The sequence below is a fragment of the Brevibacillus sp. M2.1A genome (assembly GCF_013284355.2).
Taxonomy (GTDB): Bacteria; Bacillota; Bacilli; order Brevibacillales; family Brevibacillaceae; genus Brevibacillus.
The window spans coordinates 2,336,763-2,360,130 of sequence record NZ_JABSUY020000001.1 but is presented as its reverse complement, the minus strand read 5'-3'; the positions used below and the strand labels follow the sequence as shown (position 1 = coordinate 2,360,130).

At 45.1% G+C, this 23,368-nt stretch carries 24 protein-coding genes; 9 read left to right on the top strand and 15 right to left on the bottom strand.

Annotation, left to right across the window (positions count from 1 at the left end):
- Positions 1–21: 21 nt before the first annotated feature.
- The 8 genes from HP567_RS11565 to HP567_RS11530 all read right to left on the bottom strand — a co-directional run bounded on the left by HP567_RS11565 (position 22) and on the right by HP567_RS11530 (position 8,396).
- Positions 22–846: a sugar phosphate isomerase/epimerase family protein gene (locus HP567_RS11565; protein ID WP_173608580.1), complete on the bottom strand. Its 825-nt coding sequence runs from the start codon at positions 844–846 to the stop codon at positions 22–24.
- A 5-nt stretch (positions 847–851) separates the two neighbouring features.
- Positions 852–1,826: a Gfo/Idh/MocA family protein gene (locus HP567_RS11560; protein WP_173608581.1), complete on the bottom strand. Its 975-nt coding sequence runs from the start codon at positions 1,824–1,826 to the stop codon at positions 852–854.
- A 15-nt stretch (positions 1,827–1,841) separates the two neighbouring features.
- Positions 1,842–2,816, bottom strand: coding sequence for a Gfo/Idh/MocA family protein (locus tag HP567_RS11555; protein ID WP_173608582.1), 975 nt, complete (start codon positions 2,814–2,816; stop codon positions 1,842–1,844).
- Positions 2,817–2,829: 13 nt separating this feature from the next.
- On the bottom strand, positions 2,830–3,819 hold the full coding sequence (locus tag HP567_RS11550; protein WP_173608583.1) for a Gfo/Idh/MocA family protein: 990 nt from the start codon (positions 3,817–3,819) through the stop codon (positions 2,830–2,832).
- Positions 3,820–3,849: 30 nt separating this feature from the next.
- Complete coding sequence (locus HP567_RS11545) at positions 3,850–4,692, bottom strand: carbohydrate ABC transporter permease (RefSeq protein ID WP_173608584.1); 843 nt, start codon at positions 4,690–4,692, stop codon at positions 3,850–3,852.
- A gap of 30 nt (positions 4,693–4,722) precedes the next feature.
- Positions 4,723–5,682, bottom strand: coding sequence for a carbohydrate ABC transporter permease (locus HP567_RS11540; protein WP_173608585.1), 960 nt, complete (start codon positions 5,680–5,682; stop codon positions 4,723–4,725).
- A 76-nt stretch (positions 5,683–5,758) separates the two neighbouring features.
- Positions 5,759–7,039 carry an ABC transporter substrate-binding protein gene (locus HP567_RS11535; RefSeq protein WP_173608586.1) on the bottom strand — a complete coding sequence of 427 codons (1,281 nt, stop codon included), beginning with the start codon at positions 7,037–7,039 and terminating at the stop codon, positions 5,759–5,761.
- Between the two features lie 151 nt (positions 7,040–7,190).
- On the bottom strand, positions 7,191–8,396 hold the full coding sequence (locus HP567_RS11530; protein ID WP_173608587.1) for an ROK family transcriptional regulator: 1,206 nt from the start codon (positions 8,394–8,396) through the stop codon (positions 7,191–7,193).
- Positions 8,397–8,529: 133 nt separating this feature from the next.
- Between HP567_RS11530 and HP567_RS11525 the strand changes: the two genes are divergently transcribed.
- Positions 8,530–8,985 (top strand): hypothetical protein, encoded by a 456-nt coding sequence (locus tag HP567_RS11525; protein ID WP_173608588.1) that lies wholly within the window; start codon positions 8,530–8,532, stop codon positions 8,983–8,985.
- Positions 8,986–9,020: 35 nt separating this feature from the next.
- Here HP567_RS11525 and HP567_RS11520 read toward each other — a convergent pair whose 3' ends face one another.
- On the bottom strand, positions 9,021–10,436 hold the full coding sequence (locus tag HP567_RS11520; RefSeq protein ID WP_173608589.1) for a YcdB/YcdC domain-containing protein: 1,416 nt from the start codon (positions 10,434–10,436) through the stop codon (positions 9,021–9,023).
- A gap of 327 nt (positions 10,437–10,763) precedes the next feature.
- On the opposite strand from HP567_RS11520, the gene HP567_RS11515 reads away from it, so the two are divergent.
- Entirely contained in the window at positions 10,764–11,006 is a 243-nt protein-coding gene (locus HP567_RS11515; RefSeq protein WP_173608590.1) for a hypothetical protein, read from the top strand.
- A gap of 247 nt (positions 11,007–11,253) precedes the next feature.
- Here HP567_RS11515 and HP567_RS11510 read toward each other — a convergent pair whose 3' ends face one another.
- A complete protein-coding gene (locus HP567_RS11510) occupies positions 11,254–13,434 on the bottom strand; it encodes a glycosyl hydrolase family 18 protein (protein ID WP_173608591.1) in 2,181 nt (726 codons plus the stop codon).
- A 385-nt stretch (positions 13,435–13,819) separates the two neighbouring features.
- On the opposite strand from HP567_RS11510, the gene HP567_RS11505 reads away from it, so the two are divergent.
- The 4 genes from HP567_RS11505 to HP567_RS11490 all read left to right on the top strand — a co-directional run bounded on the left by HP567_RS11505 (position 13,820) and on the right by HP567_RS11490 (position 16,618).
- Positions 13,820–14,341, top strand: coding sequence for a M23 family metallopeptidase (locus tag HP567_RS11505; protein ID WP_173608592.1), 522 nt, complete (start codon positions 13,820–13,822; stop codon positions 14,339–14,341).
- Between the two features lie 288 nt (positions 14,342–14,629).
- The gene (locus HP567_RS11500) at positions 14,630–15,148 is read left to right on the top strand and encodes a hypothetical protein (RefSeq protein WP_173608593.1); all 519 of its coding nucleotides are present in this window, start codon (positions 14,630–14,632) and stop codon (positions 15,146–15,148) included.
- Positions 15,149–15,337: 189 nt separating this feature from the next.
- Positions 15,338–15,691: a VOC family protein gene (locus HP567_RS11495; protein WP_173608594.1), complete on the top strand. Its 354-nt coding sequence runs from the start codon at positions 15,338–15,340 to the stop codon at positions 15,689–15,691.
- Between the two features lie 453 nt (positions 15,692–16,144).
- Entirely contained in the window at positions 16,145–16,618 is a 474-nt protein-coding gene (locus HP567_RS11490) for a hypothetical protein (RefSeq protein ID WP_173608595.1), read from the top strand.
- A gap of 130 nt (positions 16,619–16,748) precedes the next feature.
- Here the strand turns inward: HP567_RS11490 and HP567_RS11485 are convergent, their stop codons facing one another.
- Positions 16,749–16,904, bottom strand: a complete 156-nt coding sequence (locus tag HP567_RS11485) for a hypothetical protein (RefSeq protein WP_229087990.1) — start codon at positions 16,902–16,904, stop codon at positions 16,749–16,751.
- Positions 16,905–17,320: 416 nt separating this feature from the next.
- On the opposite strand from HP567_RS11485, the gene HP567_RS11480 reads away from it, so the two are divergent.
- The 3 genes from HP567_RS11480 (at position 17,321) to HP567_RS11470 (ending at position 18,899) form a co-directional block, all read left to right on the top strand.
- Positions 17,321–17,704 carry a hypothetical protein gene (locus tag HP567_RS11480; RefSeq protein WP_173608596.1) on the top strand — a complete coding sequence of 128 codons (384 nt, stop codon included), beginning with the start codon at positions 17,321–17,323 and terminating at the stop codon, positions 17,702–17,704.
- A 122-nt stretch (positions 17,705–17,826) separates the two neighbouring features.
- Positions 17,827–18,228, top strand: coding sequence for a YkvA family protein (locus HP567_RS11475; RefSeq protein ID WP_173608597.1), 402 nt, complete (start codon positions 17,827–17,829; stop codon positions 18,226–18,228).
- A gap of 227 nt (positions 18,229–18,455) precedes the next feature.
- Positions 18,456–18,899 carry a hypothetical protein gene (locus tag HP567_RS11470; protein ID WP_173608598.1) on the top strand — a complete coding sequence of 148 codons (444 nt, stop codon included), beginning with the start codon at positions 18,456–18,458 and terminating at the stop codon, positions 18,897–18,899.
- Positions 18,900–19,769: 870 nt separating this feature from the next.
- Here the strand turns inward: HP567_RS11470 and HP567_RS11465 are convergent.
- From HP567_RS11465 to HP567_RS11450, 4 genes are all read right to left on the bottom strand, one after another.
- The gene (locus HP567_RS11465; protein WP_003387736.1) at positions 19,770–19,991 is read right to left on the bottom strand and encodes a helix-turn-helix domain-containing protein; all 222 of its coding nucleotides are present in this window, start codon (positions 19,989–19,991) and stop codon (positions 19,770–19,772) included.
- Positions 19,992–20,412: 421 nt separating this feature from the next.
- A complete protein-coding gene (locus tag HP567_RS11460; protein ID WP_173608599.1) occupies positions 20,413–21,336 on the bottom strand; it encodes an ABC transporter permease in 924 nt (307 codons plus the stop codon).
- Between the two features lie 44 nt (positions 21,337–21,380).
- Positions 21,381–22,304, bottom strand: coding sequence for an ABC transporter permease (locus HP567_RS11455; RefSeq protein ID WP_173608600.1), 924 nt, complete (start codon positions 22,302–22,304; stop codon positions 21,381–21,383).
- A gap of 34 nt (positions 22,305–22,338) precedes the next feature.
- A complete protein-coding gene (locus HP567_RS11450) occupies positions 22,339–23,202 on the bottom strand; it encodes an ABC transporter permease subunit (protein ID WP_173608601.1) in 864 nt (287 codons plus the stop codon).
- Between the last annotated feature and the right edge of the window lie 166 nt (positions 23,203–23,368).

The following is a 23,368-nucleotide window of genomic DNA, read 5'->3' as shown; positions in this document are numbered from 1 at the left end:
CTTCACATCCTTGTTGTCCATTCACGATTGAAAAATGGCTTCCAACGCTTGAGACGTATGCGAGATCAATTGCTCAGGGAACTGGCTGTAAGGTGAGATTTCCGGGATGATGTAGCCGTCGTACCCGATTTCACGCAATGCTTCCACCACGCGGTTCCATGGAATATCGCCAGCGAGCAGTGGGACGAAACCTGTGATGTTGCCTGTCGTCGTCTTGAAATCTTTGACGTGAATTGCTTGGATTCTCTTGCCCAAAATGCGAATCCATTGCTCAGGAAAACCGAATTGCAGCACGTTGCCTACGTCAAAGTAAGCGCCTACCCAAGGACTGTCTACTTCATCGATCAAGCGGGCCATCTCCAGCGGACTGAGCAAAAATTTGTTCCACACGTTTTCTATCCCGATGTATACCTGATGCTGCTCCGCCTTTTTCGCCAAGCGCTGCAATGCTTCACGCGCCCGCTCGTAGGCCGAATCGTACGACACCTCAGCTGTTACGAGACCTGGGACCACGAGGACGGTCCGTGAGCCAAAAATGCTTGCCGCCTCTATCATTTTCTCGACAACACGAATACCTTGCTCGCGAATCGTTTCCTCATTGTGTGTCAACGGATATTTCCATAAAAGGGCCGTAGAGACGCTTGGCAGCTCCAATCCGAGCTCACGAGCCTCGTCTGCCAGCCCCTTTAATTCCTGCTCTGTCATCTCTAAATGAAAGGGAGCCTCTCCCTCGTCCAAATTCAATTCTATCCCTTGATAGCCATGTGCTTTCGCCTGGCGAAACATTTCTTGTACGCTCGTTTCCTTTGGGAAGCACCAAGCATTGATTCCCTTTTGAAAAGCCATTCGCCTCACTCCCCTTTTCTCAAAATGGTGACCGGCTTTCCTTCTTGTGCCGATTGATTCGCTGCCAACGTTACTTCTAGCGTCTTTCTCGCTGATTCATACGGCGACAGAATCAAGCTGCGATCCCCTGTCAAAATCGCTGTGATAAACGCCTGATCTTGCTCCACGTACATATCCACTGCGCTCGCTTTTGTACGTGTTCCCTGCTCATCCATGATCGCTAATTGCTTTCCGTCAATCATGACACGGAAATCTTTGCCCAAAATTTCTACATTGGTACGGTGATCCAGTTGGATGAAGCACGTATCCAAATGTCCTAGCGTGCCTGACTGAAACACCATACTGATGGAAGTCACGTCTGGAATATCGATGTTTGGTATGTCGCGCGAGACGAGCAAGGCCATCTGCGCATAGACCTTCTCGATATCTCCAGCCAAATACCGCATCATGTCCAGCGTATGTGTCGCCTGCTCGACAAGCTGTCCACCTGACTTGCCCATTTCCCTCCACCAAGGTGTCGTGACGAACTTGGTCAAATAATGACCGCGGACAAGAGCAATCGTCTTGCCTTCCAAGTACGCTTTCGCTTCCTGCACGATATCGAGATAGCGTAGGCAATAGCCAGTCGCGGTGATAATCCCTGCCTTTTCAATCGCTGCTTGCTTTTCGTTCACTTTCTCTATGTCCAGCCCAATTGGCTTTTCCACAAACAGATGAATCCCTTTCGCCGCCGCTGTTTCCTCAATCTCTTCATGCGCAAAAGGTGGGACGCATACAAACAAAGCATCCAGCTTTTCTGCCTCTACCAGCTCACGCCAAGAGGTGTAGCCATGCGCACCAATGCGCTCAGCAGTCTCTGCAGCCGCCTCTTGGTTCACGTCGCACACTGCAACGACCTTTACCCTCTCGTCCGTCAACAAGCCTTTTAGATGATGCTGTCCGATTCCACCTACGCCGATCATTCCTACACGTACACTCATGCGTTCCTCACCGTCCTACCGTAATACGACTGGTTGCTTCTGTTCAGCGGATTGATAAGCGGCGAGTGTTACTTCCACAGCTCGCAAGCCGTCTTCACCCGTAATCGACGGCGCTTTCTTTTCACGCACGCTGGTGACGAAATCCTTGACCAATTGACTGTCCATGTCATCGCCCCAGTTGACCCACTTCAAACCTTTTTCATTGGAATAGACATCCAGCTTTTGAGAAAAAGCATCGAGTGAAATCGTTCCTTCTGTCCCGATAATTTCCATTGTCACATCTCCCCAAGTTGGGAAGGCCTTGTTCCGAGACCAGCTGCAATCGAGTGTGGCAAATACCCCATTCTCAAATTCCATGGTCAAAATGCCGCAATCATCAATCGGCGTATCGGAAAACTTGCTGTCTATCTCGGCATAAACCTCACGCACTTCAGAGTCCATGAACCAGCGCATCAAATCAACAACGTGAACCGTGTGATCGATCACTGCTCCTCCGCCCGATTTTTCCGGATCGACGAACCAACCACCCGGATTTTGTCCACGGTTCGTACCCCGGATCGCCATGATACGTCCGACCTTGCCTTGCTCCACCAATTGCTTTGCACGAACAACAGCCGGATGGAATCGCACTGGGAATGCCGTCTGCAAAATGACACCCTGTTCGCGGCAAAAGTCGATCATCTCTTGAGCAGCCTCGGCTGTTGTCGCCAGCGGTTTTTCGCACAGGATGTGCTTGCCTGCCTTCGCTGCCGCTAACGTATGCTCTTGGTGCTTGGCGTTTTCCGAAGTGACGATGACCGCATCGATATCCGTTGCGAGCAACTCATGATAATCAGCGAAAAACGGAACGCCAAACTTCTCAGCCGCCGCCTTTCCACGCACTTCATCCTCATCTGCTACCCCGACCAATTGAACTCCATCTAATTTCGCAACCGCATTTGCATAGCTGTATGCATGCATATGTGCAACACTGATGATTCCGAGTTTCATGTCCAGTCCCCTCCTACACCAAAGTTACGGGTTTGCCCGTTTCGATTGACACAAGCGCAGCACGAGCGATTTCTACCGCTTTAACGGCGTCTTCTGCCGTCACGAGTGGCTCCAGATCACGGTCGATGCATTCGATGAAATGCTTCAGTTCTCTGAAATACGGGTTTTCACGCAACGGACTCTCCGGAACTGCGACTCCGCTCATGCCTGCTTGCTTCGAGCGATTAACCGCCACTAGCGGTTTTTCCTTCGAGCTGTCGTAGGCAATGATGCCTTCCTTGCCTGCCAGCTCCATTTTCATCGCGAAGCCTTCATGTGCCCACGAGCCTTCCACATGTGCAATCATGCCGTTCTTGAAGCGAAGCGTGACAAGTGCGTAATCCATCCGGGCAAAACCTCGACCAAGCAAGCCTTTCGCGTACACACGCTCCACATCCCCGAAGCACCAGCGCAAAAAGTCAAAATCGTGAATGATCATATCTAAAACAAGACTGCCACTGTTTTTGTAGTCGGCGTACCAATCGTTCCACGCTGTCGGGAAGATACCGCCACGGAACGTACGTGCCACACCAACGTTGCCAATCGCGCCGTCATTAACCAGCTGACGGGACTTTTCATACTCCGGGAAGAAGCGCAGGACGTGACCGACGAACAGCTTGACGTTTTTCTCCCGGCAATAATCAACGATAAAACGAGCCTCTTCCTTATCACGTGCCAACGGCTTTTCGCAAATGACATGCTTGCCTGCATCCGCAGCCTTTTTCACATAGGTTTTATGGAGATACGTAGGCAAACACACGTCTACGATATCTACCTGCGCCAGTTTTTCTAGTGCCTCTTCATAGCTCTCAAACCATTCCGTTTTTGTCTCGGCTGCCAGCTCTTTTCCTCTCTCGCTGCGGATATCGACGATCCCAACCAGCTTGACGTTTTCCATGGCAGCATACGATTTCGCGTGAACAGTCCCCATGGTTCCTGCTCCGATTACCAGAACATGATGCATAATGGTTTCACTCCTTTTTTCAAAAAATGACTATTTGGACCCAGTTAGGGTAATTCCCTCGACAAAATGCTTCTGCATGAAAATAAAGACGATGATCATCGGCCAAATGGCAAGAACGGAGCCCGCCATCAAAATCGGGTAGTTCGTCAAATTGGTGTGCTCGCCCGTCAAGTACGCCAAACCAGCGGAGAGCGGCATTTTATCCGGCGTGCTGTTGACAATCAACGGCCACATCAGGTCATTCCAAGACCACAATGCTACGAAAATGGCGAGTGCGATCAAGCCGGGCTTCGCCAGCGGCAGCATAATTCTCCAATAAATCTGAAAATGGTTGCAACCATCGAGCTTCGCCGCTTCTTCCAGTTCTTTTGGCAGCGACATGAAAAATTGGCGCAGAAGAAACGTACCAAATGCACTGAACAATCCCGGTACAATCAATGCTGTCAACGTATTCAGCCAGCCAAGCTCTTTCATGATCATAAATTGCGGGAGCAGAAACACCTGACCTGGCACCATCAAGACGGTCAAGAACAGGATGAACAAGGCGTTTCGCCCTGGAAATTCAATTCGCGCGAATGCGTAAGCTGCAAGCGAGCAAAGGAATACTTGTCCGACTACCTTGGCTACTGTTGTAATCACCGTATTCCAATAAAAGTCCAAGAACGGCAGCATCTCAAAAATATGGGTGTAATTTTCCCATTGGTACTTGGTCGGCAAAATGACCGGCGGCACCTGTGTAGATTCGCCGAGTGACTTGAGCGAAGTGAGAACCATCCAGACGAATGGCGCAATCATCACGAGAGCACCTGCAATCAACAGCAGATGAATCAACAATTTCTTGGTTGTTTTATTCCGACTCGTATAAACACTCATTCCATATCCCTCCCGTCTGTTCAGCTTTGTTTAATCATAGTGAACCCATTTTTTCTGCAACTTCATTTGAATAGCAGTGACGATCAGAATCATCACCAGAAGCACGACGGCAACTGCGGCCGCATAGCCACCGTTCCCTGATTCAAATCCATTGGTAAAGAACAAGTACGCCATCGTCTGTGTTTGCTCTGTTGCCGGATTGCCCATTTTGCTTCCGAGCATCAAATAAATCAGGTCAAATACTTGAAAAGCCCCAATCAAGGAAGTGATACTGACGAAAAAGATCGAAGGAGTCAACAGCGGCAACGTAATCTTAAAAAACATACGAACTGGTCCCGCGCCATCAATTTCTGCCGCTTCGTAATAGCTTCTCGGGATGCCTTGCAGTCCGGCCAGAAAAATCACCATGTTGTATCCGATGGAGCTCCAAACGGCAACGATAATCACCGCATACAGTGCAATGGCGGGATCAGATATCCAGCGTGGTCCCTCAATGCCTATCATGCTCAGTAAATAATTGATCAGACCGTAATCAGCGTTGTACAACCATCTCCACACCATCGCCACCGCTGCCGCCATCGTCACAACGGGCAGGAAGTACAGGGTGCGATAAATCGTAATCCCCTTAATTTTCTGATTAAGCAGCACAGCGATAAAAATGGAGATAGCGATACCCACTGGAACTGCGATTACTGTATAAATCAGCGTGTTTTTCAGTGCAATCCACAAGTAAGGGTCCTTTAACAACAACTCGTAATTATGTAAGCCAGCCCACTTGTACTTTCCGAATCCTCCCCATTTGGTAAAGCTCAAATAAATGGTTTGTACAATCGGCCATAAGTAGAAAACACCCAACCCGATCAGTGTGGGAGCAATCATGAGATACGCCCAGAACCAATCACTTCTCTTCATGCGATTCAACGATTTTTTCGTTTTTGGCTGGACGGCGGCGTGCATTTCAGGCTGCAACTGGCTGCTCATCGCATTCATTCCCTCCTTACAGAAGCTTTTCGAAAAAGGATGGCCTCGCCTCGTCCATGATGCGAAGCCATCCATCGTGGACCTTTTATTCTTGGCTAAGCATTTCGTTCATTTTTTGCGCCAGCTCTTTGGATGCATCCTCTACGCTCATTTGTCCAGCCCAAGCCTTCGTCATGAGCTCTGTTTCCAGCTTGGCCCATTTTGCTGTGTCCTTTGAGATCGGATATGGTTTCGCCATTGCTGCCTGATCAATAAAAATTTTCAGTTGAAAGTTCGGCATGGATTGTACCCAAGTATCCTGTGTTCCGTTAAATGCCGGAATCGCAGCACCCGATTTGGCCAGGATTTCTGCCGCTTCTTTCGAGCCCAAGAATTTTACGAATTCCCATGCTTCCTTCGGATGTTTGGTATTAGCCGAAATCACGTTGCCCAAGCCATGAATGACGCTTGTGTTCTCTTTTCCTTTTGGAAGATACGTCACGTCCACTTTGTCCTTTGTATACTCATTTTTATGAAAAGCGGATGCCATCCATGATCCGTTGTACATCATCGCGATCTTGCCTGATTCAAACAGCTGTGTTGCCTCTGTTTCGGACAATTGCGCTGCTGTTGGCGATGCTTTTTCGTTGATCAGGTCTGTCCAAAACTTGAGGCCTTCAATCGTTTCAGATTTGTCATAGCCGGACGTTTTCTTGTCTTCCGAAATGATATAGCCACCATTTTGATAGATCGTGTTATAGAAGCCGTCCTGTCCATAAGGAGGTGCTGCAATTCCCCAAACGCCTTTTTTCTCATCAGTCAGTTGCTTTGCTACTTCCTTTAGCTTGTTCCAATCCCAGGTTTCGTCTGGATACGGTACTTTTGCGTCGTCAAATAGCTTCTTGTTGTACCAAAGGCCAATGGTGTCGAAATCTTTCGGTAGCGCGTAGTTTTGTCCATCATAGGTGTAGAGATCAACGAGAGCTTTCGGATAATTGTTCAGATCGATGCCATCTGCCTTGATTTGATCAGTAATCGGCAAGAGCATGTCATTATCTGCGTATTTAATGATACGTGGACCATTAATCCAAAAAATGTCCGGCAAGGTGCCACCCGTTGCGGCTGCCTCCATCTTTGTCCAGTATTGCTTGTTCGGCGTTAGCTCGATCTTGATGTCAACGTTCGGGTTCTTTTCGTTAAACTTTTTCGCCATTTCCTCCATCGCAGGCATCTGGTTTTTGTCCCACAGCGCATATGTGAGCGTTACCTTTTCGCCTGAAGCAGCACTGTCAGTTGTTCCAGCTGGTGCGGAGCTCTGCCCGCCACCTGAACATCCTGCCACTGCTACCAAGAGAGCAGCCATTGCAATCGATACCAACTTCTTCATCAGAAATCCCTCCTCGATTTACGTTCTCCTCTTTTACCCCCAAAATATGGCCAAACGCAACACGCTTCCCTTTTCGACTCGCCCCCTTTCAACGATTTTTGATGGTGAAACTTTCTTTTTCCAATGACCAAATAAAGTATATAAAAAGATGTTACAAGCTGAAGTGAAAAACATCTTGTAACAAAACAGCAGCAGCAGCCTTGACCTCGAAATCAGCCCCCAACACAGTTGGACGGAATTCCAGTCCTTCGACCATCGTCCCCATCGCTTGGGCCATCACTTGTTTTTGGATGCGCTCAAACAATACTTGGTTGTCCCGGATCATTTCTCCACCCAGAATGATCAGGCTCGGATTGAACAAATTCACCAAATTCACAATGCCGATCGATAAATACGAAGCGATTTCGTCGACGATGTCTTGGCATACTTGATCCCCTTGATGCAGTGCTTGGCGGAAGACATCAAATGTGATTCTTGTCATATCTCCCTCAGCCAAATCCATGACGAGCGTTTCTTTTCCCCGTGTAACAGCGGACAGCAAGCCTGAATAAATGGCCGGCCACGCCACGTAGTTTTCCAAACAGCCGACGTTGCCGCAGTCACAGCGCATCCCACTTCGATCGACTGTCGTATGCCCGAATTCGCCTGCTCCACCTCGGCTTCCACGGAAGATGGAACCGTTTACAACGAGTCCCGAACCAACCCCTTCTCCTACGGTAACAAACAGAAGATTATCGGCATTTAGTCCACCACCGAAGTTTTTTTCCGCCAGGGCAATTGCATTGGCATCGTTGTCGAGCCACGTCTTTAGCCCAAAACGGTCTTCTGCCATGTCCTTTAACGGAACATCATGCAAGCGCAACTTGGAATTGAAGCGGATAACCCCACTAGCTGCATCAACAATCCCTGGTGCGATGATGGAAATGCCCAGACAACGGCTGACATCATCCACCGATTGGAGAAAGTCCTGGATCGAATCCAGTACATACTGGATGATCAGGTCACTCACCAGCCCAGCTTTTACGGGATAAATTTTCTTTTGCTTTGTAGCCGCTTCCAAATTCATTTCGGCTATCGTAATCGCTGTATTCGTAATAGATACGCCAATCAAAAACTTCCCGTCTGGACAGAAGCGAACCATAATCGGCTTACGGCCACCCTTTGACTCACCTGTTCCATCTTCTGCAACCATGCCGTCACGGATCAGCTCATTGACTGCCGAGGTGACTGTAGTTGGACTAATGCCCTGCTTTTTGGCGATATCACTTCGCGAGATGGGCCCAAACTGGCGTATGGTATCGAGTATAATAAAGCGATTGAGCTCTTGGATTAGTTTCAAATCTCCAGTTCTGCGCATCGTATTCGTTCATCCTTTATTTTTCCAATGACTTTATAAAGTGATCATACTGAAATTTGTATTTTGTGTCAATTTCGTTTTTTCTCAGATTTCGATCAACTTTTATTTACCAAAACTTGTATGAGGTGACCGAATGATATCCCTGATCAGCTTTTTCTCCCTGTACTTGCTGTTCTCCAAAAGCTACGATTCTTCTGAAGCTTCGGCTACTCCAGTCCTATCCGCTTCACCTATTCATGCCTACTCCTTTTCGCAAAAAACGTTGCATCGCTTCGAAAATTTAGGATTGACGCGGCAGGACGAGGTATTAACGCTAACCTATGTTCCAGAAGAGCATATCGCTTTAGGCGCCTATCTCACCTTGGATTCCAATAGTTCTGGAGATTTTATAGGAGGCTACGAAGAAACGAGCACCATTTCACTAAAGAATGGAACAGCCAAGTTCGGTTACAACGGCCCATTAGCCACTCTCATCTGGAAAAACGGCGCCACCCACTATGAACTAACGTACCATTTTTATTATGAGGAAGATGTGATAGCCAGGCTTGTGGAGATTGCCAATACCTATAAAGAAACGAACCTCCCTTAATTCGTTGGAAAGGGAGGTTCTTCTTGCTTTCTTCCTTATTCTGTGGACCCGTACGTATAAAACTCACCCGTCAACGCATCTATTTTTGCATCGAATAGCCTAGGTATCGTATAAACGAGAGAAGCTTTGCCTTCCTCTTGCAAGCTATACTGTAGCTGCAATGGATATTTCTTGAGCAATGCGGCTGCCGCTTCTTCTTGGGAGATTGCCTTCTTCGGATCAGCCATAACTCCATCGACCTTTTCATTGAGATCGATCCCCATGACTTTCCCGTTGCTGCCGTTGATCGAGATATGCGTCAGCCCATCCTCAACAGGAATCTCTTGCTCTTGCCTCACAAAAAAGAAGTCGTATTGATTTGTACTTTCATCATATTCTCCGGGCTGAAGTAGCAGCAACTCGCCTGTACCAGCTGGAGTGATCTCTGCTAATTCATTTATGGCCAATTGCAAAGCCTGCTCTTGCGTCAATTTTTTGGTAGCGGTCTTTGACACACTTGTATCGATGACATGATAGCTCACAATTGACCCTGTCTTCGGTTCGATTAGCATGCTCCCAATCCATCCGTCGTCTGTTCTCCACGAATAATTAGTACGGCCCTCCCATTTCCTTGTTTTCCAGAAATATTGGATAATCACGGGTTTTTCACCAGTTAAATCTTCAAAAAAGACATTCCCTTTTGCAAAATCATAACCCGTACGCTGAGTCAAATACGCTTGTGCTTCTTCACGGGATTGTGCTACGGGCTGGCTGGCACCCTTTGGTTTCACATTCACTTTGCTATGATAAGGCATATTCAAGCTGTCTTTGCCGGACACGGCATCCAACTTACCGGAAAAAGCAGGAACATAGAGGAGCTTGTATGTTTTTCCGTCTTTATCGAGGGAATACCGTAATTTCATATAGGTGGATAGCTGTTTCTCAGCTTTTTCTTTGGATAGGATCTGATCCAATTTCGCGAAGGAGATTTTTTCGATTGGTTTGCCAAGGGATTTTCCTGTGATTTGCCCTTCGTGATCAACTTGTATCTGAACGATGTCGTCTGTGAAAGGAACTCCGTTGACCATACGTACAAACTGAATGGTATTTGTTTGACCATCGAAAACTTTCGCAACCCCATCCCCATCAAACTGGTATCCTGCCATGTCTTCACCGTACAACTTTGTCATAAACGACACGGCTATTTCTTTCGATTTGTCGATCGGGTAAAGCGTTTGGCTCTTTTGGTTATATAGCTCGTGTTTGCCAAACTCAAGCAGGTCACCAGTATTTTTGTCGAGCACTAAGGTAACGAATTCTGCATTGTTTTCTTTTGACTTGTAGTTGTTCACGAGCAGATAAGGAGTGTCTTTCACTACTACTTCTCTAACAGGATAATCTTTCAAATAAGGGATGAGACTAGCTGCTTTCTTTACCCCTTTTTCTACCAGATTATTTATTTCAGGAGTCATTTGCTCTACTTTTATTTTTTCCAGCGTATTCTAACTTGCCAGTGCACCACTAGAAGATGACATCGCAATACTTGCAGCCATCAGGAGGACCACAGCGTGCGTAACTTTTTTCATCATTTCTCTTCCTCTCGTCTGTCCATATTTGTTTTCTCGCACTCATTATTCGAACCTGAATCTGTTTTGTTTCATTTTCCTAAAAAAAAGTAACATATACATACATTCCTCAGAATGCTCCCCCTTTGCTTTTCATAAGTCTCTAACAGCCTTATGGCTTGGCTTTTTTTGTGTGTATGTTAAAATTTACAAAAAAAGGAATGGGGCGTTAGTATGAGTGAGCAGCCCTTTTGGTTTAAAGCGACCGTGACGGTTGTTGTTGTCATTGGGATTCTAGCACTACTGACAGGTGTCGCTTTCATTCAGCTATTAGCAATGGTAGGCTTAGTCGCTATCTGTGCCTCGAAAGGCGTATTGGAATGGAAAAAGAACAGAGACTGGGCTGTCATTATTTTTGGACTGGTTGCCTTACAAATCGTTATTTTTATCAAGTCATTGTATGACTTTTTCACATGAGTCACTTTTTTTCAGTATAGGTGGAAAATATTTCTTGATTACTATTATGAACATTAATATAATAATAGTGAATTTGGAATTTTAAGGAGGGGCTTCTATGAATACGGCAATTGCGATTCTTACTTTTATTGGAGATCTTATTCCATTAGTCCTCCAACTGTTAAAAGCCTTTGCTTAATTTCCAAACGAACAATTAGGGGCTGTTCCTCCGTCATTTTCATGACTGGAGGGACAGCCCCTTCCCTATTTATTGGGTATCTGTATTTCCTTCTGTTTCTTCCGTCATCTGCTCATCTACATAACCCTCGACTCCTTCAACTGCCGCTTGCTGTTGAACTTGCCAGAGAGCCGCTACATTTGGTGGCTCCCACCCTACGAGAGAAGTGTGTGGTTGCAGACATTCGTATACCTTGCCTTGATAGCTGACCAAGTCACCAGCTACGTAGTTTACATTTGGCGCCCATGCAGGAGTTCCCGGATTCGCAGAATCTGTCACACCTACGACCTCAATGCTCTTCTGTGAAGAATTACCTGCTGCATCCTTCGCTACCACAGAGAAGGTATAAGAGGTGTTAGGCGTGAGTCCTGTGACAGTTGCCGTCGTAGTCGTTACATCCGCAGCTAATGCTGTCCCGTTGTAAACCTCGTAATTCGTCACCGCGATATTGTCTGTAGATGCAGCCCAGCTCAAGCTGATACTCGTGCTTGTTTTCCCTGTAATGACTAGATTGGTAGGTGTGCTTGGCGGTTGATTGTCTGGTTGAGTCGTATCCGTAGTAACCGTTACCTCATTGCTTGCTGCTGAGGAATTACCTGCTGCATCTTTCGCCTTCACTGTGAATTGGTACGTAGTGCCGGGTGTAAGCCCGCTAATCGTCGTATTTGTACCGGTTACCGTTTTCGCAAGCTGATTGCCATTGTATACCTCATAGCCCATAACCCCTACATTGTCGGTTGCAGCTCCCCAAGTCAGGCTCACACTTGTCGCTGTTATTGCCGTCGATTGGAGAGTAGCTGGTGCTGTCGGCGGTACGTTGTCGACCGGAGCTGTCCCGCCCAGAAGATCGCCATTCACTTTGTCTAGCAGAACCTTGTTACGGTCCCCGCTAAATTCCCAGAACATTGCGCCTGCCAATCCTTTGGATGTAATATAAGAAGTTTTGTGCCCGATTGAAGTCACATCGTCATAGCTGATATATGTTTTCGAAGCCGGGTTGAAGAGATATGGCACTTTTGCAGCGTCATTCCAGTGGCGTGTGAAGCCATTTTTGTTCACATAATTATTTTGGATATCCGTGAAGTCAAGCATACCAGCTTCCCACGTTCCTGTTGAAGGCCCTGTGCAATTTTGATATTCCCCATTGTTAGCCGTTCCGCAACCCGACCAGCCCCTTCCGTAAAACGGAAGTCCGAGAACGAGCTTGCTGGCAGGAACACCGTCACTAAGATGGCCCTCTACAGCTGTTTGGACATTAAAGGTTTGAGCATTTGGCAAACCTGCTGCTCCTGCTGCCGGATCATAGGCCAACGGAGCGTTATGCCCTGTCTGCTTTTGGAAGGCTCCATAGAAGTCGTAGGTCATAATATTGATCCAATCCACAACCCGGGCAATATTTCCAAGCTCTGTATTTGCTGCATAACTAGGGCTGGCACCAGAGGCGATCGTCAAATAGTACTGTTTGCCATCCGTTACCTCAGCCGCATCGAGTTTGTCTCTGACAGCCTGTAGTAAGAGTGTGTAATTTTGCTTATCTTCTGGACGTTTGCTGTTTCCAGGCAAGCCTCCTTCAACTGGGTACTCCCAATCGAGATCGACCCCATCCATCTGATATTTCCGAATAAAATCTACCGAGGACTGAGCAAATACTTGGCGTGCAGCCGGATCTGCTGCTACATCAGAGAAGCGATTGGACCACGTCCAGCCCCCGATTGATATCAATGTCTTTAATTGAGGGTTTTTTTGCTTTAATTTTGCCAATTGATTCAGATTTCCGCGGATCGGCTGATCCCACGTATCTCCGGGAAAGGATTTTTGCACATCAATCCATGGATCTCCGAGGACAACTGTACCATTCGGGGCATTAATATTGCCTACTTCATCCTGGCAAGCCCAAGTCTGTGGATTGGGCCCCGTTGGATCTGGGTTGCCGTGTCTGCCATTCCAGCAAATATCCGCAAATGCGTAGTTAATATGCGTTACTTTATTGGGATCGATATCCGTTACATTGTAGTTTCGTCCATAAGCTCCCCATGAGGGATAGTAGCCAATAATTTTGTAATTGGATACCGCTGTCGCCTCCGCTTGATTTTCCTCTGCTTGCGCCACCTGTGCCGCCATGGGCAACACGGAGGTGACCAGCAGAGCACTTGCCATTAGCACATTCCTAACACATTTCCCGAATTTCATAGTATCCCTCTCGATCTTCATGGATTTTGTTACAAATCCATCTTATTACGACTTATATCACGATATGCTAATACATTTACATAAATGGTAATAAAAGGGTGACCAAACACAAACGAACATAAAAAACCCTCCCTTCCGACCAAAGGAAGAAAAGGGGGGCTGATTAGACTTGATGCTTTTCTAATGAGTAAAAACATTGCTCTACACATCATAGATGTTCGTGCCCTTGTATCAAGCAAGGACACTTATACTTTTTTCTCTTATGTTAAGCAACTGGCAGCTGCTCAGCGTTTCTGCGTCTCTTTCCTCCCTAACCATCTAAAAAATAATTCCTTTTTACAGTTACGTTTTTCCATATTTCTCGTATTCCATAAAGAAACTATCTTTAAAGGAAATGGGAGGAAATATGAAAATCAGAAACATTGCTATTTTGAGTCTATTAACTTTAGCAGTTACTTTAACACCAACAGCTTTCGCGGCGGAGGCAAGTAATTCGAGTCAGCCTAGTAAAATGAACGAGACAAGCTTTTTGTTAGAAGCCCCCATCCATGATACTTATGTCATTTCCTCTGATTTTGGCTTGCAAATTGATCCTGAAACCAAGGAATCAAAAGGTCATAACGGATTAGACTATGCAACCGCTAAAGGTACAGCTATCTTTGCAGCAAATGATGGTATCGTTCTTTTCGCTGGTAGCAATCAAGGCTATGGAGAAACTATCATCATCAAGCACAATTCCGAATTCAGTACTCTCTATGGTCACATTCTCTTTGGTTCATTTCTTGTGAAGCCCGGAGATACCGTAAAGAAAGGTCAAAAAATAGCAGAAGTAGGCTCGTCCGAAACAGGAGATATGCTGCATTTTTCTGTTATGAAACAAAGAACTCTAGTTAATCCTACTGATTATTTACCACAAAATAACCAATGAGGATTCCAGTCACCTTCCGTAAGGATTGGTGGCTTTTTTAATTTCCACACAATATCGATCATGTTAAGACTAGCATTCCTATCCGGGATCACTATCCACATATAGGAGATGATTTACACCGTTGCTAATATCTAAAGTTTTCTTAGCGTTGCTCCTTTTCTTGTGGGTCGGTGCATTTAAGTATTCACACTTTTGTAACAAATCCCTCCATACATCCAGAGGAAAACAATTGATAGCAAAGAAATTCATATTGAATTGGAAAAAAATTACAATTAAGGAGTTGTTTTTATGAAGCGAGCTTTGTCTTGCCTATCTGCTACATTACTTTTAGCTAGTATGTTGGCTACACCATCGTATGCTGAATCAAATAAGACGACTGCCACCTCTCCATCTTCAAAGTCAAATCAGTCAATTCAAGCAAAAGCAATAGATCCACATCTATTGAATGGGTTTCGGGTGAAAGAAACTAACAGTGCAACTGTATATTTGGTCATGGATGGTAAAAAAAGAGGCATTGTTAGTGCCGAAGTTTACTTTAAATTGTTTAATAGTTGGGATGGTATTAGGGAATACTCGTCTCTTAGCAGTATTCCCGATGGGCAAGTCATTGGTGAAAATGCTCAACTGATAAAGTTCCAAAACAGTGCAACTGTCTATCTCTTAGATGAAGAAAATGGAAGAGTTGTTAAGCGCGGCATCACAAGCGCATCTGTTTTTAACAAATACAATTTTGATTGGAGTAAAATTATTGTACTTGCGGACTCTCTAAAGAATGCATTTCCCGACGGTTCCCTACTTGACAAATAAATTTACATTTTAGCAAAGTGTGAAAATAGACACACCTCTTACATGGGTTAAGAGGTGTGTTGACGTTTTTACGTATCTCAACGGCAATTTTGTCATGATCTCATCGATTGACCTTTTTGTTAATCTCTTATATTCCATGTAAGATAATCAAAGGATTACTAAAAACGCAAATAATTTGGAGGGTACGAGTTGAAGGTCAAACGAATCGTCGCCAATATAGACACCCAGGATATCGCCGCAGCTACATGCTTTTATCAGGACGTGCTCGGACTAAATTTATTGATGGATCATGGTTGGATTGCAACTTACGGAACTGCCGAAGAAATGAACGTTCAAATTAGTTTTGCCTCACAGGGAGGATCCCACACTCTTACTCCTGATCTGTCAATTGAAGTCGATGACGTCGATACCGCACTCGAACGGGTGAAGAGTGCTGGGTTTCCAATTGAATATGGGCCAGCAGATGAGCCTTGGGGTGTTCGTCGTTTCTACGTCCGCGACCCATTTGGCAAGCTTATCAACATTCTCACTCATCAAAAGTGAGTTCGAACATCCTCAATATACTGACGATTTGCTCGTAATTTGCGCATCAACGCACATTTTCATTTGCCATAGGCTCGTAGCAGTTGCCAAGCTTCCCCCGTTTGCATCCTCTATACCATGTAAGAGAAGCAAGACGATTAATTTGCCGAGAAACTGACGTGGTAGTAATTCGATACATTTACGGGCTGTCTGCCCAGTGTCGGACCAAATGGTTTTCGCCTTCGGGTCTTCACTGGTAGCAATGAGACGTTCACCATCATCACCATTCCATTAAATTTCGTAATAAACCTCTTTTCTTTCCCATCCAATTGCTAAGTTCAAGGCCCCATCCCAACGGGGCTTATACATATTCTCTTTTTTTCGATCCTTTATTATTCGAATTGAGCATTGTCATAAGTCTTGTATCCTACGGCAATAATGTTCATTAAAAGGTTTTTGGGAGAAAATAAAGCAATGCTAATAAACATTTTGCTTGGCTTCGTATTTCCTTGGATTTTTGGAATTTGGTTGTATTTACAATCACCTAAAATTGTTCTCACGATTGGTCCATTTGCATCAGTCTTGTCGTACATCGTGAATGTCTGGGGGATTTATAACCATTACTGGATATTGACACCTGTTTTAGAGGTCAAGACCGCTTCTGTGCTGCCAATGAACCTCGGCATATTCCCCGTGATTGCCTGCTTTACTTACTATCTCATTCTCCGAACCAGAATCCATCCATATTTCTGGATCCTATTTTTTTCTGTTGCCCAAACTATTTTAGAATCCATCGCCTATTATTTTGGCAAAGTACAATATTTTAATGGTTGGAATATTGGAGGAACCTTTTTATCCTATTTGATCCCCGCCATAATCACATACATGTACTTCGTTCTTTTGAAAGCCAAAGGAGTATTGGAAAAGCATGATCCCGATTTTAAATAATACGAACCAGCGTTCCTATCGATCCAAAGGATCATCTGATAAATTCGTATAATCCCCTTTCAATTTCTAGATACTAAAAACAATGAAAGGAGGTAGTTCAGTTTGACTCAAACAAATGACGATCCCAAACCTAAATCTGATTGTCCACCAGATTGTAACTTACCCGATCCACAATTCCCGCCACCGGGGGCATTCCCTCATCCACCTGCCCCTTGGCCACCACACAGTCTGGATCCACACCCACCAACTCCTGTACCACTCCCTCCACTCCATCCTGATCCCCCACCGATACCACCCGTTAGCACTCATCCCCGACCGCCAGGGACTTTTTGATTACTCGATCCTTTTAGGATCGAGTAAAACCATTCAACACCCGCCATAAAATCATGTGTCGTGTCACGTTCTTCACTTAGCTGTTATCCCATTGGTGAATTCCCCCAAAAACGCATCATGCACCCATGATTTCATTGGTCGTAACTTCCAGATATCTACTGCAGCGCCATCTATTTCTGGCCGGAGAACAAAGCAGGTGTTTGCCAACTCACTAGTGTCAACTTTACGCACATCGTAATTTACTACTAGCCCTTTATTTCCCATCCGCTTTTGAGTCTAGTTCAAATACCAAATTTGAAAAATTGTAGTGATGCCCTTGTCCCCTTCGTGACCACCTGCATATTTTGGTACAAGGAGGTGATATCTCTCATGGCAACACAGCCGATTACAATCGGGGCAAATAGCATTGCACAGATTGGAGACAGATTTTTCCTAATTGTTGAAGTAGAAGCAAAGGTGCCTGGAGTTGAAATTGACCCTGTTTTTGCAGTTCGTACGACGCCCCAACAAGCGAGGGCGCTCATTAAAGCAGGTGTAATGCGTACTATAATTCAGAACACACGACCGCGAGCCTGCCCAGGATTGGAAGTTGAATTTAAAGGTGTACTGTTCGCTAATGGTCGGTTTTTCTCAGTCTTTGACGTGGAAAATTCCACCGATATTTCAGTACTTGTAAGAATCAGCCGTCAACGAGCGCAAAGGCTTATCCGCAATGGAGCACGGAGAATTAAGGTAATTAGAAGACCTTTCTAACAATTTCACCTAAGCGACTGTTAACCTGCACAAGATGAAACCTATCTTGCTGCAGGCTTTTTTTATGGAGTTGAATTGAATGAAACCATATCGTTTGTTACATTACTCTTGAGGTGATATCGTTGGCCGAAGCAACCTTCTTTCAAACTATAAAAAGAAAAGCCAAAAGCTTAAAATTAGAAGCATATGTATTATATTTTGCATATAAGGACTCCAGAGTTTCTTGGTATGCAAAACTATTTGCAATTCTCGTTGTAGCATATGCCTTTAGTCCGATAGATTTAATCCCTGACTTCATCCCAATTTTGGGGTACTTGGATGACATCATTTTAGTTCCACTAGGGATATGGCTAGCATTAAAGCTTATACCTAAACCAGTGATTAGTGATTGTCGAGAAAAAGCTCAACAGCTTCTCACTAAAGGTAAACCGAAAAATTGGATTATTGGCGTACTTTTCATTCTCATTTGGATTCTCCTTGGAATTGGGGTATGTTGGTACCTCTACAAATTGCTTTTTTCATGATTGACGGCTTTCACTTTCCTCCCTACACATTGTGATTAAATGCTTGAGCAAAAAAACTCTCCCTTCCGACCAAGGGAAGAAAAGGGAGCTGGGTGGACTGGGTTCAAGTCACTCCTTAGGGTTCATCGTACCAATTGAAAGCAAAGTTATTTCGTAACGAAAAACATTGTAATAAATTGTAAATATTGGTAATGTTTAATAGAAAATGCGGACAGGAGATGATAGAATTGAAACGGTTTGGTAAAGCTGCTTTGGTGACAGTACTTTCTGTATCCTTTTTTCTGCCCTCAGATACACTAGCCGCCAATTCCCAACAGTCATCGAATACAGTAGCTCCAGCTACGTTATTACTTGATAGTACCTTTGCAGAACTAAGTAACAGGAGCTTTGCAGATCTTCAAGGGATTTACATTACTACACCCACTAAAATTACTCTAAATGTGACTCAGCGAGGTAATGGTGCTGCTACTGGTACTCCTGTGGTCTCTTATAAAATAATGAAACCACATTATGACGGTACTGCTACATCCTATGGTAGTGAACGATTTGAAGGAACAGGTGCATTCAGCTTTACCAGCACCCAGGTATTACCACCAGGTGAATACTATATTAGAGTAAACAACAGTGGCGTTGGCAAAGTCAGCGGATCAGTTAAAGTCACCACTCCATAAACCATCCCGCTAATTGATAGAGGCTTCCTACTGGAGGCCTCTTTTTATTTTATTGTTTATTTCACCCTTTTACTCTTACGTTAAATTGCTCCGGGAAACTGGTTCCATTCCTTACCATCCTGGAAGAGTCCAGTCCGTTTTTTCCAATACAATAACCGAATGCAGAGAAGCAAGGAGCCCCAAAATACAGAGGAGATCAACATTAAGTAGGCTCAAACTGTCCGTGACGAGAATCTAATTACCGCGAATGGAAGCAGAGCATTGGAACCTTCCATACATGTCTCGGAGAAATTGGGTGCTTTTCTATTCTTTTAATGCTCTGATCTGGCCAAATCGCACAACTGCCTCCATGTGCACCTCGAGATATTGTCAATCTTAACTCTATTCGACAATTTCCCCTAAAGTTGCGAGGATTGTTTTTGCGATAAAATGGTATATATTGGTATTTCGTGAAAAGGATGATAGTCGCTTCTTTTTTTTGCAAGACCTGCTGCAACAATTGACCTCTGGTTTCCAGTGCTCCTAACGGAACGCAAATTGAGGTACTGCAAGCCTCGCCTGTTCCTGAAGGATGGATCATTATCAGTTCAGGTGGAAATTCGAAAGTGATCAGGAAAATTGGCTAAAACAAAGAGCACATGGCAATGCATCTAGTCCGCGAGCTGACGTCGAAATGCAATCGGCATCAGCTCGCGGGTTTGTAGCAACATGTTCGGAATATTAGATGAAGAACCGCCTGGTACATATATCATCTGCAAGATAAGTTTCTGGGAGGGCGATTTATCAAATGAAGCTAGTGATAAATCGTTGAATATAAAAAAACCCTCCCTTCCAACCAAGGGAAGAAAAGGGAGGCTGGGTGGACTGGGTTCAAATCTCTAGTTCACCAAGTCGAACGAGTTCGACTACTGCCTGAGATCGACCTTTGACACCTAATTTTTGCATGACATTACTAATGTGATTGCGCACAGTCTTTTCGCTGATGAAGAGTTGTCCGGCAATCTCTTTGGTTGTCTTATCTTGGACCAAGAGTTCAAACACTTCTCTTTCGCGATTCGTTAACAACGGCTTGGTTTGGTCGCTACCCTTCAATCGTGCCACCCCTCCTTGTGGGCTCTACAGGAACAAGGTTGAGGGATTACAGAGTCACCTTATCCTATGATGGGGGGTGGGTGATGGTGCCGGAATTTCAAGGATTTTAGGCTTTTGCCTTACATCCTATTCAGAAAATGGGCAATGGGTTCCGAACACCGCTGAGAAACCTCTTCGACATCCGCCGTGAATTTTTCCGTTCGAGACGACGATGGTCGCCAGTTGTCCCCCGTTCAGATCGCGACGAGTTCGCCTCGCCTGATGAGATTGCCATCGGAACCCAAGGCCAACACCGCCCCCGACACTCCAGTCTATTCAGCCGACACATATACTGCTCCCTACAATTCGGCTTCCATTCCACTATTTTTAACCGGATCAACCAAAAGTGCCCTTGATTCGTAAAAACCAAGGGCACCACACCTTAAATAAAAGGAGTACGACTATACGTTTGTTCGAACTTATCACGCAACCCTTTTGCCAACAAGCTAAACGATCCAATGGCGATCATGAATGCCCCCAGCGGTACGAGAAAAATCCACGTATAGTTACTGTAAATAAAGCCTCGATAAGACCCGAGCAACCCGGCCCATTCGTGTGTAATAGAATGATACAAAATCGGGTCAAAGGTCATTTTGGTTCCACCAACAAACAGGTCAAATATGCCGAGAAGCCCCATCAAGGTCATGACAGCGATCATTTCTGTCACCAAGATAATAATGAGCTGTTCCTTCAAATGTGGCAAGATGTGGCGAAAGACGATTTGATTCCGTCCAGCTCCCAGTGAAATGGCAGCCAAGACGTATTGGGATTCCTTAATTTGTTCGGCCTTTTGACGCACAGAAGAGGCTACAGAAGGAGTTCCAAGGACAGAGACAAGCCCTATGAATAGCAGAACGAGCGTGAAAGTCGGCAGCTCGGAGTTCACATTGATCCCTTTCAAAAGAAAATACACGGGGATAAACACAGGCATATAGCTCCATGCATTTTCAATCGCCATCCACCAATGCTGCTCTTTATCTTGAATACTGATATAGAGTCCAATCCATGTACCAAGTAACACGCGAATGAATGCGATCGCAAGGGTAATAAAAACAGTGTATGGCGCTCCATGGAGCAAGAGGGTTAGTAAATCATACCCCCATTTGTCCGTGCCGAGCAGATGTTCCTCTGACGGTGGTAAGGGTGGAGAGACCATGACTTGTTTCCCGTTCACAATCTCCTGACGCATCTTCGCCTGATATTCCAGATCATAGGGAGCCAAGTAAGGACCCACCACAGCGATCACCATCAGAGCGAGCACGAAAATACTTCCTAGCCATAAAGAAAAATGGAATCGTCTTTTCATTCAAAAACCTCACTTATCTCTCATGCTGAAAATTGACCAGCTGCTTAAATAAATGGGGTACGACTATACGTCTGTTCGAATTTATCACGCAATCCTTTGGCCAGTAGACTAAAGGAACCAATTGCAACCATATAAGCAGCAAGTGGGATCAGGAAAATCCACGTGTAATTCGTGTAGACAAAGTTTCGGTAAGTCCCGAGCAGTCCTGCCCATTCGTGTGTGGTCGAGTGATACTCAACTGGGTCATAGTACATAATCGTGCCGCCTACAAAAAGACCAAATATCCCGAGAAGCCCCATCAACGTCATGGTGGCGATCATCTCTGTTACCAGGACAATGACCAGATGCTCCTTCAAATGCGGTAGGATGTGTCGAAAGATGATCTGATCCCGCCCGGCCCCCAGCGAAGTCGCAGCTAAAACGTACTGCGATTCCTTGATTTGCTCCGTTTTTTGACGGATGGACGCAGCTACCGAAGGCGTCCCTAGCACAGCCACAACCACTATGAAAAACAATACGAGCGTAAACGTTGGCAATTCGGGATTGATATTGATTCCTTTCAATAAAAAATAGACAGGAATAAATATAGGCATGTATCCCCAGGCGTTCTCAATCGCAATCCACCAGCGCTGCTGCTTGTCCAATATTCCAATATACAGTCCGATCCATGCCCCCATCAATAATCGCAATAACGCAATCATGAGCGTAATAAAAATGGTGTACGGTGCCCCGTGGAGCAGTTTTGTTAGTAAATCATAGCCCCATTTATCCGTACCCAACAGATGCTCGCTTGAGGGTGCCAAAGGAGGTGAAATAATCACTTGCTTCCCGTTCACCATCTCATTGCGCACTTTCACCTGGTAATCGACGTCATAGGGGGCCAAATAGGGTCCGGCTACACCGATAACCATGAGAATGACTACCAAGATACTGCCTAGCCATAAAGCCCAATTGAACCGTTTCCTCATACCATACCCTCACTCATTCCAAAAGAAGTCTGGGTTATTTATACACAACCGCGCGTTCAATCACATACAGAATGAGACGAATCAATACATAGACCAAAATGGATAGCAAAATAATACCTAACAGTCCCATGACGGCAGCATTGAACTCGTAACCGCCATCTTTGCTGAAAATAAAGCGGGTCAATCCTACGACGTTTAATAAGTACTCGACAATAAACAAGTTGGCTACCGAAATCGCAATTGTCTTCTTTAAATCAGCAATGAGAAACGGTTTGATATTTTTATAGACGTGGTGAATGAGAACATGCCAGATCCCCATCCCCTTGGCAAGTGCTGTTTTAATGTAGTCTTCGCCGCCGATTTGTGCATATTTCAGGCTGACTACCTTCATGAGGAATATCGTCGGTCCAATTGACAGTAGCGTAATCGGAAACCAGGTACTCTCAGAGTCACTTACAGGTGACAGGGTGATAATTCGAATGTTTGTCATCTTGTAGAATCCGACCGCACCCACAATCGAGACAACAATCAGGATAAAATCAGGAATCGTGGCAAGCAGATTCAGAACCTTTTGAAATTGACGCACAATCTGAAAGCGCTGCAATAACAATCCAAAAATAATACTAGCTAGGACTGCGACACTAACACTTGCGAATAGTAGTTCAAAGGAGCTAATGGCAAATGGCAGGATATCCTCCGCGATGCTCCTTTCCGTTTGCCCCGAATAATAGGTTCCGAGAGAGCCTTCTGCAATCTGCTGAATCAGATACACCGTATGAACTACGATATTTCCCGGTTCGAACACAATTTCTTCCTTTTGCGTATATAGCATGAACGGCCCACCGCAAACGACGATCACTAGGAAAAACATCCCAATTAATTGTTTTACATAGGTCAAGCTCTCATACCTCCTTACTATTTCCAACAATACACTATCTATTAAAAATCATCCAGACAATAGAAAATATTTTATTTTTTAATTCTATTCAAACAGAAATAAAAAAGTGGTTGAGCAGGATAGCCTGTCAACCACTTCTCCATTCATGGGAACAGTTGATTCGAAA

Excerpts from the sequence above, each read along its gene's own strand:
- HP567_RS11530 (WP_173608587.1), bottom strand. The coding sequence starts at position 8,396 with ATGCGCAGAACTGGAGATTTGAAACTAATCCAAGAGCTCAATCGCTTT.
- HP567_RS11480 (WP_173608596.1), top strand. The coding sequence starts at position 17,321 with ATGGCAACACAGCCGATTACAATCGGGGCAAATAGCATTGCACAGATT.
- HP567_RS11505 (WP_173608592.1), top strand. The coding sequence starts at position 13,820 with ATGAAAATCAGAAACATTGCTATTTTGAGTCTATTAACTTTAGCAGTT.
- HP567_RS11460 (WP_173608599.1), bottom strand. The coding sequence starts at position 21,336 with ATGAAAAGACGATTCCATTTTTCTTTATGGCTAGGAAGTATTTTCGTG.
- HP567_RS11565 (WP_173608580.1), bottom strand. The coding sequence starts at position 846 with ATGGCTTTTCAAAAGGGAATCAATGCTTGGTGCTTCCCAAAGGAAACG.
- HP567_RS11550 (WP_173608583.1), bottom strand. The coding sequence starts at position 3,819 with ATGCATCATGTTCTGGTAATCGGAGCAGGAACCATGGGGACTGTTCAC.
- HP567_RS11545 (WP_173608584.1), bottom strand. The coding sequence starts at position 4,692 with ATGAGTGTTTATACGAGTCGGAATAAAACAACCAAGAAATTGTTGATT.
- HP567_RS11500 (WP_173608593.1), top strand. The coding sequence starts at position 14,630 with ATGAAGCGAGCTTTGTCTTGCCTATCTGCTACATTACTTTTAGCTAGT.
- HP567_RS11510 (WP_173608591.1), bottom strand. The coding sequence starts at position 13,434 with ATGAAGATCGAGAGGGATACTATGAAATTCGGGAAATGTGTTAGGAAT.
- HP567_RS11455 (WP_173608600.1), bottom strand. The coding sequence starts at position 22,304 with ATGAGGAAACGGTTCAATTGGGCTTTATGGCTAGGCAGTATCTTGGTA.
- HP567_RS11540 (WP_173608585.1), bottom strand. The coding sequence starts at position 5,682 with ATGAATGCGATGAGCAGCCAGTTGCAGCCTGAAATGCACGCCGCCGTC.
- HP567_RS11560 (WP_173608581.1), bottom strand. The coding sequence starts at position 1,826 with ATGAGTGTACGTGTAGGAATGATCGGCGTAGGTGGAATCGGACAGCAT.
- HP567_RS11525 (WP_173608588.1), top strand. The coding sequence starts at position 8,530 with ATGATATCCCTGATCAGCTTTTTCTCCCTGTACTTGCTGTTCTCCAAA.
- HP567_RS11515 (WP_173608590.1), top strand. The coding sequence starts at position 10,764 with ATGAGTGAGCAGCCCTTTTGGTTTAAAGCGACCGTGACGGTTGTTGTT.
- HP567_RS11490 (WP_173608595.1), top strand. The coding sequence starts at position 16,145 with ATGCTAATAAACATTTTGCTTGGCTTCGTATTTCCTTGGATTTTTGGA.
- HP567_RS11520 (WP_173608589.1), bottom strand. The coding sequence starts at position 10,436 with ATGACTCCTGAAATAAATAATCTGGTAGAAAAAGGGGTAAAGAAAGCA.
- HP567_RS11535 (WP_173608586.1), bottom strand. The coding sequence starts at position 7,039 with ATGAAGAAGTTGGTATCGATTGCAATGGCTGCTCTCTTGGTAGCAGTG.
- HP567_RS11555 (WP_173608582.1), bottom strand. The coding sequence starts at position 2,816 with ATGAAACTCGGAATCATCAGTGTTGCACATATGCATGCATACAGCTAT.